This window comes from Lysinibacillus sphaericus (genome assembly GCF_006864135.1).
Classification (GTDB): Bacteria; Bacillota; Bacilli; order Bacillales_A; family Planococcaceae; genus Lysinibacillus.
Genome location: NZ_SADV01000024.1, coordinates 1 through 12,697, shown reverse-complemented (window position 1 = coordinate 12,697; position 12,697 = coordinate 1). Strand labels below are relative to the sequence as shown.

Here is a 12,697-nt window from a genome sequence, read left to right as displayed (position 1 = left end):
ATATCGTTGACATAAAATGTAGGATTTGATAACTTAATAATAGTATTAGCACTCCTCTTAGTTGAGTGCTAACAGAGGTGATAATCATGCTAACAAATCGGCAATTACAAATATTGCAAGCTATCGTAGATGACTTTATTATGTTTGCACAGCCGGTAGGTTCTCGCCAAATCTCCAAAAAGCAAGAGATTACATTTAGTCCAGCCACAATTCGAAATGAAATGGCGGATTTAGAGGAATTAGGCTTCTTAGAAAAAACGCACACTTCCTCTGGTCGAGTGCCTTCGGAAAAGGGTTATAGATTTTATGTAGATCATTTGTTGAATCCCCAAGGCATTAATTCGAGGGATATTCAGCAAATCCAATCAATTTTTAACGATCGCTTAGTAGAAGTAGAGCATATTATCAGAAAGTCAGCCAATATTTTATCAGAACTGACCTCGTATACATCGATTCTTTTAGGACCAGATGTTCAAAGACATCGAGTAAAACGATTTTCAGTTGTGCCACTTTCTAGCGATACAGCAGTAGCGATTATCGTAACGAATAACGGGCATGTTGAAAATCGCATGTTTAGTTTACCGCCTAATTTTACCGCTACTGATTTAGAGAAAATGGTTAATATCTTAAATGAACGACTAGTTGGTGTTTCATTAGAGGATATTCATAAAAAACTCGAAGCTGAAGTGCTAACAGTATTACACCAGCATGTTCGATCAGCGGATGATTTTATTCACGCTCTCGTGACAGCGACGATGCATAATTCAGAAAGTAAAATTTTCTATGGTGGTAAAACAAATATGTTCAACCAACCTGAATTCCACGATTTAAATAAAGTCCGAATGATTTTGGACTTAATGGAAACGACTAGCCAAGTGCAGTCACTCTTCCATCCTAATGAATCGGGCATTCACATTCGTATTGGTTCAGAAAATAAACAACTAGAAATGGAAAACTGTAGTGTCATTACGACCACTTATTCTATTGGTGAAGATCAGCAAGGGGCTATAGCAATTATTGGTCCAACACGAATGGATTATAAACGTGTTGTTGCTTTACTAGACGTAATGCGCTTGGATTTAACACAAGCCTTTACGAAGAATCGTAGTGATTGATAATGAGGAGGATAAAAGTGACGGAAAAAACTGAAAACAAAGACCTTGTACAGGATTTACAAGCTGAAAATGTGGTAGAAGAAACAGAAGTAGTAGAAGAACAAAAAGCGGAATTAACAATCGAAGAACAGTATGAAGCAAAGCTAGCTGAGTTACAAGCAAAGCTAGACGACGAGGAAAATCGTCATTTACGCTTACGTGCTGACTTCGATAATATTCGCCGCCGCAATCAACTTGATCGTGAGGCTGCTGAAAAGTATCGCGCTCAGAGCTTACTGTCTGATTTATTGCCAGTAATTGATAATTTTGAACGTGCCTTACAAGTTGAAGCGACTTCTGAAGAAACTGCTTCCATCGTGAAAGGTATTGAAATGGTGTACCGTTCTCTGATAGAAGCTGCTGAGAAGGAAGGCTTACAGATTATTAAAGCTGAAGGGGAGCAATTTGACCCTAATATTCACCAAGCTGTCATGCAAGAGCAAGATAGTGAAAAAGAGACGGGTGTTGTCTTACGCGAGCTTCAAAAAGGCTATATGTTAAAGGATCGTGTATTACGCCCAACAATGGTATCTGTAAACGAATAGACTTAGTACTATTTAATTTATTACATTTAGATAGAAAACGCATCATTTGCGTTTAAATAATAGGAGGAAATTTTTATGAGCAAAATTATCGGTATTGACTTAGGAACAACAAACTCTTGTGTTTCTGTACTTGAAGGCGGAGAACCAAAAGTAATTCCAAATCCAGAGGGGAACCGTACAACACCATCTGTTGTTGCGTTTAAAAATGGCGAACGTCAAGTTGGTGAAGTAGCGAAACGTCAATCAGTAACAAATCCTAACACAATTATTTCTATTAAATCTAAAATGGGTACATCTGAAAAAGTTAAAGTGGAAGATAAAGAATATACTCCACAAGAAGTTTCTGCAATGATTCTTCAATACTTAAAAGGCTATGCTGAAGACTACTTAGGTGAAAAAGTAACAAAAGCAGTAATTACTGTACCTGCTTACTTCAACGACGCTCAACGTCAAGCTACTAAAGATGCTGGTAAAATCGCAGGTTTAGAAGTAGAGCGTATTATCAACGAACCAACAGCTGCTGCACTTGCTTATGGTTTAGACAAACAAGATACAGATCAAAAGGTATTAGTATTTGACCTTGGTGGCGGTACGTTTGACGTATCTATTCTTGAATTAGGTGACGGTGTATTTGAAGTATTAGCAACAGCTGGTGATAACAAACTAGGTGGGGACGATTTCGACGATGCTATCATCGAGTATCTTGTAGCAGAATTCAAAAAAGAAAACGGCATTGACCTTTCTAAAGATAAAATGGCTATGCAACGTCTTAAAGATGCGGCTGAAAAAGCGAAAAAAGACTTATCAGGTGTAACATCTACTCAAATTTCTTTACCATTCATTACTGCTGGTGAAGCTGGTCCATTGCACTTAGAAATTGCTTTAACTCGTGCAAAATTTGACGAAATTACATTACCATTAGTAAACCGTACAGTAGGTCCAGTACGTCAAGCATTATCTGATGCAGGTCTTTCAACATCTGAAATTGACCAAGTAATCTTAGTTGGTGGTTCTACACGTATTCCAGCAGTACAAGAAGCTGTACGTAAAGAAACTAATAAAGAGCCACACCGCGGTGTAAACCCTGACGAGGTTGTAGCGATGGGTGCTGCTGTTCAAGGTGGCGTATTAACTGGTGATGTAAAAGACGTAGTTTTACTTGACGTAACTCCACTTTCATTAGGTATCGAGACTATGGGTGGCGTATTCACAAAATTAATCGACCGTAACACTACGATCCCAACATCTAAATCACAAGTATTCTCAACTGCAGCGGACAACCAACCAGCAGTAGATATTCACGTACTACAAGGTGAACGCTCAATGGCGGCAGACAATAAAACATTAGGCCGCTTCCAATTATCGGATATCCCACCAGCACCGCGTGGTGTACCACAAATCGAAGTAACATTCGATATTGATAAAAATGGTATCGTATCTGTTAAAGCGAAAGACCTTGGTACAAACAAAGAACAAACTATTGTTATTCAATCTGATTCTGGTTTATCTGATGAAGAAATCGAGCGTATGGTAAAAGATGCTGAAGCAAATGCTGAAGCGGATACTAAACGCAAAGAAGAAGCAGATCTTCGCAACGAAGCTGACCAATTAGTGTTCCAAGTTGACAAAACAATTGCTGACTTAGGCGAACAAATTACAGAAGATGAGAAAAAATCTGTTGAAGATGCTCGTGATGAACTGAAAAAAGCGCTTGAAGCTGGCGAATTAGAAGGCATTAAATCTGCTAAAGAAAAACTAGAAGGCGTATTACAGCCATTAGTTATGAAAGTATATGAACAAGCTGCAGCAGCTGCTCAAGCAGCTCAAGGTGGCGATGCTGGTGCAGATGCTGGCGCTGGTAAAAAAGATGATATCGTAGACGCTGATTTTGAAGAAGTAAAAGAAGATAAATAATAGTAAGTAACACAGTTGAGTGAAGAAGCCAAAGACCGCTTGCGGCTTTGGCTTTTCTCTTTATCTTAGATATATCCACTCACAATTAATCGTCTAGATGCATAGGTTATGTGCGAGAAATGTGAAAAAACATATATGCAACATTTTTAATGAATATTTAATAATAAAATAGAGGCAGTTTTTTAAACTGCGTGATACAATAGATTTTATGCAAAAAGAGCGGAGTGTGAATCATGGAGAAACGCGATTACTACGAGGTGCTTGGTTTAACGAAATCGGCTTCTAAAGATGAAATTAAAAAAGCATACCGTAAATTATCAAAACAATACCATCCTGACCTTAATAAAGAGCCAGGTGCAGATGAAAAATTCAAAGAAATCGCTGAAGCTTATGAAGTTTTAAGTGACGATCAGAAAAAAGCACGCTATGATCAATTTGGCCATGAAGATCCAAATGCAGGCTTTGGTGGTGGCTTCGGGGGCGGCGGCTTTGGCGGCTTCGAGGATATTTTCAGCTCATTCTTTGGTGGTGGCGGTCGCCGTCAGGATCCGAACGCACCACGCAAAGGTGACGACCTTCAATATCGTATGAATATTACATTTGAAGAAGCAATTTTCGGGAAAGAAACAGAAATCGAAATTCCGAAAGATGAATTATGTGATACTTGTCACGGTTCGGGTGCAAAACCAGGTACTAATCCTGAAACATGTTCAACATGTCAAGGTGCGGGTCAAGTAAATCAAGCTGTAGATACACCTTTCGGCCGTATGATGAATCGTCGAACTTGTACTACATGTCATGGTACAGGTAAAAACATTAAAGAAAAATGTTCAACTTGTCGTGGCGAAGGAAACGTTCAGAAACGTAAGAAAATTAAAGTTAACATTCCAGCAGGTGTGGATGATGGTCAGCAAATTCGTGTGTCTGGTCAAGGAGAGCCAGGTATAAATGGCGGCCCGGCGGGGGATTTATATATTATGTTCCGCGTTCAAGGACATAAAGAGTTTGAACGTGATGGCGATGATATTTATTACGAACTAAAACTGACATTCCCACAAGCAGCTCTTGGTGATGAAATAGAAGTCCCAACGGTTCATGGAAAAGTAAAACTACGTATTCCTGTGGGAACACAGTCAGGTGCGCAATTCCGTCTAAAAGACAAAGGTGTCAAAAATGTACATGGCTATGGTACAGGAAATCAATATGTAACAGTAAAAGTTGTAACGCCAGAAAAATTAACTGAAAGACAAAAGCAATTACTACGTGAATTTGCGGAAATCAGTGGTGACATTCCTGAAGAACAAGGAAGCTCACTATTCGATAAAATTAAGAAAAAATTCCAAGGTGAATAATTAGAGGAGCTGAAGAGCTACGTGAAGTGGTCAGAATTATCCATTCATACAAAAAATGAAGCGGTAGAAGCAATTTCGAATATTTTGCATGAAGCAGGGGCAAGTGGTGTAGTTATTGAGGATTCTGCAGAATTTGCGAAGCCACGAGAGGATCAGTATGGTGAAATTTATGCGCTAAATGAAGCGGATTTTCCGAGAGATGGTGTTATTGTTAAGGCGTACTTATCGGAGTCTAGTTTTTTAAATGAAACAGTCGAAGAAATTAAGGCGGCTATAACAAATTTAACGAACTTCAACATCGATATTGGTGAAAATGTTGTATCGATTGTGGAGGTTAACGAGGAAGATTGGGCAACAGCATGGAAGCAATATTATCATCCTGTAAAAATTTCTGAACGCTTTACGATTGTACCAACATGGGAAGAATATGTACCAGTATCAACAGATGAATTAATGATTGAATTAGATCCTGGTATGGCCTTTGGTACAGGAACACACCCTACAACTGTTATGTGCTTACAAGGGCTTGAGAAGGTTGTAAAAGAGGGCGATACGGTTATCGATATCGGTACAGGTTCAGGCGTTCTATCAATTGGTGCAGCTTTACTAGGAGCTAAGAGCGTACATGCACTTGATTTAGACGAAGTAGCTGTTCGTTCAGCACAAGAAAATGTTGCATTAAACAAAGTAGATGATAAAGTATCTGTATTCCATGGAAATCTATTGGATACAGTTAAGGAACCAGCTGATGTCGTTGTGGCTAATATTTTAGCGGAAATTATTATGTCCTTTACTGACGATGCATTTTCAGTTGTTAAACCGGGTGGATTATATGTCACTTCAGGCATCATTGGCGCGAAACGTGATGATGTAAAAGTAGCACTAGAAGCTTCAGGGTTTGTAGTCGAAGAAGTATTACTAATGGAAGATTGGGTAGCGATCATTGCCCGTCGACCACAATAAATTGATTGAGGAAGCGCCAAATCGTGAGCCGAGTGCTGGCGATTTGGCGTTTTCTCTTCTTGCTATAAAGGAGTATGGTAACATGCAACGCTATTTTATTGAGACGACCATTGAGGAAGCACGTATTAGTGGAGAGGATGCGCGACATATTGAACGAGTAATGCGAATGAAAGAAGGCGACAAAATCGTTGTAGTTGCACAAAATACCGCTCATATATGTGAAATTGTAGCCTTCGAAGCCGATGAGGTACACGTTCAAACTACAGGTGAAATTATTCCTTCTCCAGAGTTACCTGTTCATGTAACAGTGGCATGTGGTTTGCCAAAGGGCGATAAACTAGAACTTATTACGCAAAAGGCAACGGAGCTTGGAATGTTTGCCCTAATGCCATTTGAAGCAGAGCGTTCCATCGTTAAATGGGATAAAAAGAAGGGTGCCAAAAAGCAAGAGCGGCTACAAAAAATTGCAAAAGAAGCAGCTGAGCAATCCCATCGTACACATATCCCAGAAATTTATGAACCAATCTCTTTTAAACAGCTACTAGAACAAGTTGGCCGTTTCGACGCCGTATTTATAGCAGATGAAGAGGATGCAAAAGCACAACAACGCACAAGATTTGCGGAGAAGTTAAAAAAAGTGTATGACAAGAAGTCGAAATCCGTTCTTATTATCTTTGGTCCAGAAGGTGGCATTGCTAGAAAAGAAGCAGATGCACTGCTTCAAGCCGGTGCCCAAACGATGTCATTAGGACCCCGCATTTTACGTGCAGAAACAGCGCCACTATATGCACTGTCTGCAATATCTTATGAATTTGAATGAAATAGGCATTTAGCCTTGTCAAAAGAGCCTTTTCAAACAATGGCTGTGCATGGGTAAACTGCAATGTAATGACGTGTAAGTGCAGTCATTGCAAGGTTTGAAGGAATAGGAAAAGACCACAATCAATGACTGTTTTTTATTAATAATCCTAACAAAAAGAGCCGATTCAAAAAAAATTGAATCGGCTCTTTTACATTGTAGTCCAAAACAGACTCGTTAAAATAGGTTTAATTTTTTAGTAAAATCCCCATTTAAATATTTCCCTATTATTATTGACATTCATTTTAGTTTTTATTTAGGAACTTGTAAGAAATAATTATTTTTCAAAGTCGTTGTTGTTTTATTGGTAGTTGAGTTAATTTCATAATCCAAATCCCTTTAGTATCAAGGGTTCTGAAACAATAAAAAACGGGCACATCCCCAAATTCGGTATAATGGTAGCGTCTAAACTAACCCTACTGAATAAGGTGAATGCCCTATGACTATTGTAAAACAAATGAGCCTATTTGACATCCAAGAATTAATGGAAATGGAAAGTTCCCGTCGTTTTGATGCGATTTTTGCCACTTTCGACGTACAACCTATTTTTCAGTTGTTTTCAAAAAAGACATTACGTGGTGCCCCACGTGAATTAAATTACGGTGCGATGATTCAATCCCTAATTATTCGCATAGTAGAGCGTATTCCAACGATCAAGGGTTTAATTAAACGTTTGGTCAACGATCCTTTATTCCGTTTGGATTGTGGTTTTCTTGTTTCGGATATTGTGCCTTCTGAAGCGTCTTATTCTCGAATGATTGATGTCATTAGTCAATCCGATGTACTTGAAGTGATGCAAGATACATTGATACAAATAGCCATGACAGAGGGCTTTCTACATGATGAACATCTCGCCATAGATGGATACCGATTTTGGGGAGAAGCCCGTTTTTTAGTGTTTTATCTCCCGTGATGAACTGAAGTAAATATCTTAATTATTTATTTGTGTCATTGCTTCTATGATCTATTCTGCAACCTTAATTGCTACAGGACTATATACTATTTCCTTTCCTGAATGATTTAGTATTTGTTTACATGAAGTAGGTAAAATACCAATTACCGTTTCAATAGTAGTTTAGTTAGTTGGGTTGGATTCGGCATTTTTCGTATTATGGGAAAAAGTAAGTGAATAATTCAGCGATTTAACTGTGAGGACCGAGTTTAAAGAAAAGCTTTAAAACACAAGTAAGACTCAACTCAAAAATCCCATTTTTATTATAAGTAAATAAACTAGTATACAAGTCCATGTATAGTTTTAAGTTCTTCATATTCTACTATAGAGCGCTCCTAATACTAAAAAATGAAAAGAGGGAATTTTTTTGAGTGATCAATTAGATATTCAAGTTAATCAAGTCGAACCTTGTCCAGTAACATCAACAGAACAAATACCATTAACTACTGAGGTTACTCCAGTAGTTGCTACACCGTTAGTGACGCCAACTATTAAAGTTCCGGTTGTACTTGCAGAACCAACACTTCAAATTGTTGTAGAGTCGGATATTACGCTTACACCTGCAGCAACTGAAATCAAAAGAGTGAAAAAAAATGTATTCCTAAATCAAGTAAAACTAGTGCCTGTTGCTTTTGCGCGTATTGGCACTACTGACTTTTTTGCGGTAACAAGAGCTAAATTATTTGTAGCAGGACATATTCGTAAAAATATAGAATATGCTACAGCAGCATGTAACGCGGCACTCCAAGATAGAATTGCCGATGTTCCGTTTTCAGGTTTTACAGACCTTACGTTCCCACAAACACTTGGAGGCCCTACTCCGATTTTAGGAATTTCTGAGTTTGCCGAAGCGAACTTCCTTAATGAAACTACGCAAATGGATGCTCGATTGGATAAAGCATTCTTCCAAAATCTAGTTAAATACAATGAACAACCATTTGGCGAGTTAGTAGCTGCAAACTTCTTTGAACTTGATTTTTCACCAGTTATGGCAACACCAGAAGGCACTTTCGACACATTACGTGAAAAAATCGTGCTAGAGCTTACAGTAAAAGTACTGCAAGTTCAACAAATTCGTCTTGGAGCAGGCACTAGTGTTATAACTCCTGTTCTTACAGGGCTTACTCCTCCAGTTAGTCCTCCTACTCCAACTCCTACTCCAACTCCTCCTTCTAATCCTTGTTGTTAATCTCGGATTTAGAGGAGCAAAATAGACAATAACGGGCATTTCGTAGGCACTAAAAAAATCTAAAATTTTTGTTGGCAGTTGAAAGTTCGGTTAAATCGAACTTTCAACTGCTTTTTGTATTAAAGGATCTATCAAATAATGGAGTTGAAAACAAAATAATGGATAGATAAAATTTTGGATGCTATCGTCTCTCAAACACATGGGTATCTTAATTGCTAACTGAATTGGAAAGTGCTCTGTGACAAAAGAAAAAATAAAGCATAAAATGGATTGTAATTAGTGCAATACCTAGATCAAAATAAAAGTAGCTCATAATCGTTTGACAATATTTTAAAAAAAGGGGCATTCATTAAAAGCTTTACACATCTATAAATATATTCGAGCAAAAACAGGAGAAAAAGTGTTTAGCTGTTTTTTCCTGAAGAAAACGATTTTGAACATGTTTCTCTTATCGTAGGATTTTATGGATCAAATGTTTCACAATAAACATTATTTGGGAGTGGACGAATGCAAACTCCATGGATTAACTATAAAGTGATGAAAGAGATAAGTTCCGAACAAAAATATAATTGTCAAATTGAACCCATCGAAATGGATCAAGCATCGCAACAGAATTCTCCTTATTCCGATTTTATAAATGATTTCCTTGATATAGAAAAAGAAAGTGAATCTAGCCTTGCATCACATGTAGATTCCAATTGTGAACTACTTATTCCTTCTGAAACGAATGTAGGGGATGAAATGGATACTCCTCTTAATACAGACGATGTAGAAGAAACCAAGCCTGTGGAAGAACAGAATTATGTATCTCCTATAGATTCCAATTGTGAAAAACTCATTCCTTCTGAAACTAATGTAGGGGATGAAATGAATGATCCTCTTGATACAGAAGAAGCAGATGAAACCAAGTCTGTGGAAGAACAGGATTTTGTAGCCCATCTAGATTCCAACTATGAACTACTTATTCCTTTTGAAACGAATGTAGGGGGTGAAATGAATGATCCCCTTGATTCAGAAGATACAGATGAGACCAAGCCCATGGAAGAGCAGAATTTTGTAGCTTGTTTAGATTCCGTCATTCCTCCTGAAACTAATATAGAGGATAAAATGAATGATCCTCTTAATATAGAAGATGCAGAAGAAACCAAACCTTTGGAAGAACAGGATTTTACAAACCGACTAAACTCCAAACGTGAAACTTGTAGTCCTTCTGAATCCGATGCTGGGAAGAAAATAATTTGTCTTATTGATTCAGAAGAGATGGAGAATAACAATTTTACAGATCGTGTTCATGCATTTCCTGGGACAGTACAAGGGGAAGTATATTCTAAAACCAAAAAAAGCCCATTCTCTACTCACGTAGAAATTGATGATTTTCTTCATGCTCCTATCTGTGGGGAGGTTGTTAAAAATACATTTGATTTTCTTGATCCAAACAATCATCTTACTCCGCAATTTGAAACCAAACTATTTAGTACTACAACGGATTATCCTGAACAACCTGATTGTCGTTTGGTTCACTCAAAAATTAATCAAATTACATTTTTAATGAAAACTGATACTTATGATAAAAATAATCAGAAGAGTAATCCGTCTAAATCAGTTGTTGTTCCCTTACATAACACACAATCAACTAAAAAAGGAGAAACCGATTATCACACTTACAGTTCCGGTGACTTTATGCACATTAGAGCGCCAGTTGTAGTAGGGGAATATAAAATAGAAATATGCCTTGAAGAGAAGATCGTATTTGAAAAAGGAATTGAGGGGGTTAAAGATATCTTGAATGAGGTAGTATTAACCAATTGTAGATTCGTTCCTAATCAATTTTCTCAATCATTAGGTAATGGGACATGTTCAGCATTGAGGGGGAATTTATTTATTGAAGGTTATATTCATCAGAGTATTGAATATACAGCATCCCACATTGGGAAAGCAGTACCTGCACAAAATGAGTCATTAATTCATTCAAATCAAATGTGTCAAAACATTGTATTAGAAATAATCATTCATTTGCTACAAGCACAAAAAATTCGAGTGCCTAAGATCTAAAGGATACTTAAGCATATATCTCTGCTCAAAAAACTCTTTTTTAAAAAAACTAGTGTATATGTCCATATATGGATTAAATCCCTACATATTCTAACGATATGAGTACTCTCATAAAAAAAATGAAAAGAGGGAACATTTTGAGTGATCAATTAGATAATCAAGTTAATCACGTTAGTAAAGCCGAACCTTGCCCAGTGGCATCAACTGAACAAATACCATTAACTAGTGCTATTACTCCAGTAATCGCTACACCGGTTACGGCTCCAACTATTAAAGTTCCAGTTGTACTTGCTGAACCAACAGTTCAAATCGTTGTGGAGTCGGATATTTCGCTCACTCCTGCAGCAACTGAAATCAAAAGAGTGAAAAAAAATGTATTCTTAAATCAAGTTAAATTAGTACCGGTTAGCTTTGCGCGTATTGACAACACTGACTTTTTTAAGGTAACAAGGGCTAAATTATTTGTAGCAGGACATATTCGCAAAAATATAGAATATGCTTCATCTGCATGTAATGGGGCACTTCGTGATAGAATTGCCGATGTTCAGTTTTCTGGTTTTACAGACCTTACTTTCCCACAAACACCTGGAGGCCCTACTCCGATCTTAGGAATTTCCGAGTTTGCCGAAGCGAACTTCCTTAATGAAAAAACGCAAATGGATGCTCGATTGGATAAGGCTTTCTTCCAAAACCTGGTGAAATATAATGAACAACCATTTGGCGAGTTAGTAGCTGCAAACTTCTTTGAACTTGATTTCTCACCAATTATGGCAGCACCAGAATGTACTTTCAGCACACTGCGTGAAAAAATTGTACTGGAGCTTACTGTAAAAGTTCTGCAAGTTCAACAAGTCCGCCTTGGAGCTGGCACTAATGTAATAACTCCTGATCTTTTCGGACTTACTCCTCCTACTAGTCTATGATAATCTCTAGTTTTTAGAGGAGCAGAACAAGTAAAGGTAGTTCTCTTTTAAAAATGTATTTGGAAAAACAACAACTATGTAATATTTAATGGGCACTAATAAAAATCCAATATTTGAGTAGGCAGTTGAATGTTAGGTTGCATCTAATTTTCAACTGCCTTTTTATAATTTTATAACCAATGGAATTGATTTCTTACATGGGTGTTTTAGGAGGAGCTAGAGGGTTGTTAAATGATGTAGGGAATAGCAGGGCCTTAAAATAAAATGGAGCAAAAAGGATTTTGGTTTTAGTGGAACAGCCTATGAACAAGCAGGTACTCAATACTATAGTGCCTGTTTTTTTATTCGATGATTTGTCAAATTAAGTGCAACAATTGCTCATTAAAAGCCTCGTTTGCAGTCTTCCAACCAAGACATTTTCTTGGTCGGTTGTTGATATAGTTTAATGATTCTGTTAGTTCTTCTGGTGATACTTCTTCAAAATTTGTTTTCTTAGGGAAGAACTCGCGAAGTAATCCATTCCCATTTTCATTACTTCCGCGCTGCCAAGAAGAATAGGCATCCGCAAAATAAACATCAATTTTCAAGTTATTTTCTAACACTTTATAGCAGCTAAATTCTTTACCTCGGTCTGTTGTGGCTGTTTTTATAGCGCCTTTGGGTAATTTAGTATGAAGTAGACGTACTGCTCTTTCCATTGATTGAGCTGAGCGATCCGGTATCAAAAAGCCAACATACCACCGTGTCATTCGCTCAATAAATGTTGCTACACAACCTTTTGCTTTCCCACGTCC

10 protein-coding genes and 1 pseudogene are annotated in these 12,697 nt (G+C 37.5%); 10 read left to right on the top strand and 1 reads right to left on the bottom strand.

Annotated features, from left to right (window positions below):
- Positions 1–86: 86 nt before the first annotated feature.
- The 10 genes and pseudogenes from hrcA to C7Y47_RS19970 all read left to right on the top strand — a co-directional run bounded on the left by hrcA (position 87) and on the right by C7Y47_RS19970 (position 11,903).
- Positions 87–1,115 (top strand): heat-inducible transcriptional repressor HrcA, encoded by a 1,029-nt coding sequence (hrcA, locus tag C7Y47_RS20015; RefSeq protein WP_142510362.1) that lies wholly within the window; start codon positions 87–89, stop codon positions 1,113–1,115.
- 17 nt (positions 1,116–1,132) lie between these two features.
- Entirely contained in the window at positions 1,133–1,699 is a 567-nt protein-coding gene (gene grpE / locus C7Y47_RS20010) for a nucleotide exchange factor GrpE (protein ID WP_142510361.1), read from the top strand.
- 75 nt (positions 1,700–1,774) lie between these two features.
- The gene (gene dnaK / locus C7Y47_RS20005) at positions 1,775–3,613 is read left to right on the top strand and encodes a molecular chaperone DnaK (RefSeq protein WP_142510360.1); all 1,839 of its coding nucleotides are present in this window, start codon (positions 1,775–1,777) and stop codon (positions 3,611–3,613) included.
- A gap of 233 nt (positions 3,614–3,846) precedes the next feature.
- Positions 3,847–4,965 (top strand): molecular chaperone DnaJ, encoded by a 1,119-nt coding sequence (gene dnaJ / locus C7Y47_RS20000; RefSeq protein WP_142510359.1) that lies wholly within the window; start codon positions 3,847–3,849, stop codon positions 4,963–4,965.
- A gap of 21 nt (positions 4,966–4,986) precedes the next feature.
- Positions 4,987–5,928: a 50S ribosomal protein L11 methyltransferase gene (prmA, locus tag C7Y47_RS19995; protein WP_142510358.1), complete on the top strand. Its 942-nt coding sequence runs from the start codon at positions 4,987–4,989 to the stop codon at positions 5,926–5,928.
- An 82-nt stretch (positions 5,929–6,010) separates the two neighbouring features.
- Positions 6,011–6,748: a 16S rRNA (uracil(1498)-N(3))-methyltransferase gene (locus C7Y47_RS19990; protein ID WP_142510357.1), complete on the top strand. Its 738-nt coding sequence runs from the start codon at positions 6,011–6,013 to the stop codon at positions 6,746–6,748.
- A 478-nt stretch (positions 6,749–7,226) separates the two neighbouring features.
- A pseudogene (locus C7Y47_RS19985) lies at positions 7,227–7,649 on the top strand (transposase); the annotation flags it as partial.
- 457 nt (positions 7,650–8,106) lie between these two features.
- On the top strand, positions 8,107–8,928 hold the full coding sequence (locus C7Y47_RS19980) for a CsxC family protein (RefSeq protein WP_142510355.1): 822 nt from the start codon (positions 8,107–8,109) through the stop codon (positions 8,926–8,928).
- A 507-nt stretch (positions 8,929–9,435) separates the two neighbouring features.
- The gene (locus C7Y47_RS19975) at positions 9,436–10,980 is read left to right on the top strand and encodes a BC_2427 family protein (protein WP_142510354.1); all 1,545 of its coding nucleotides are present in this window, start codon (positions 9,436–9,438) and stop codon (positions 10,978–10,980) included.
- A gap of 137 nt (positions 10,981–11,117) precedes the next feature.
- Positions 11,118–11,903, top strand: a complete 786-nt coding sequence (locus tag C7Y47_RS19970) for a CsxC family protein (protein ID WP_142510353.1) — start codon at positions 11,118–11,120, stop codon at positions 11,901–11,903.
- Between the two features lie 356 nt (positions 11,904–12,259).
- Here the strand turns inward: C7Y47_RS19970 and C7Y47_RS19965 are convergent.
- The coding region (locus C7Y47_RS19965; RefSeq protein WP_142509085.1) for an IS30 family transposase at positions 12,260–12,697 on the bottom strand (438 nt) is incomplete at its 5' end.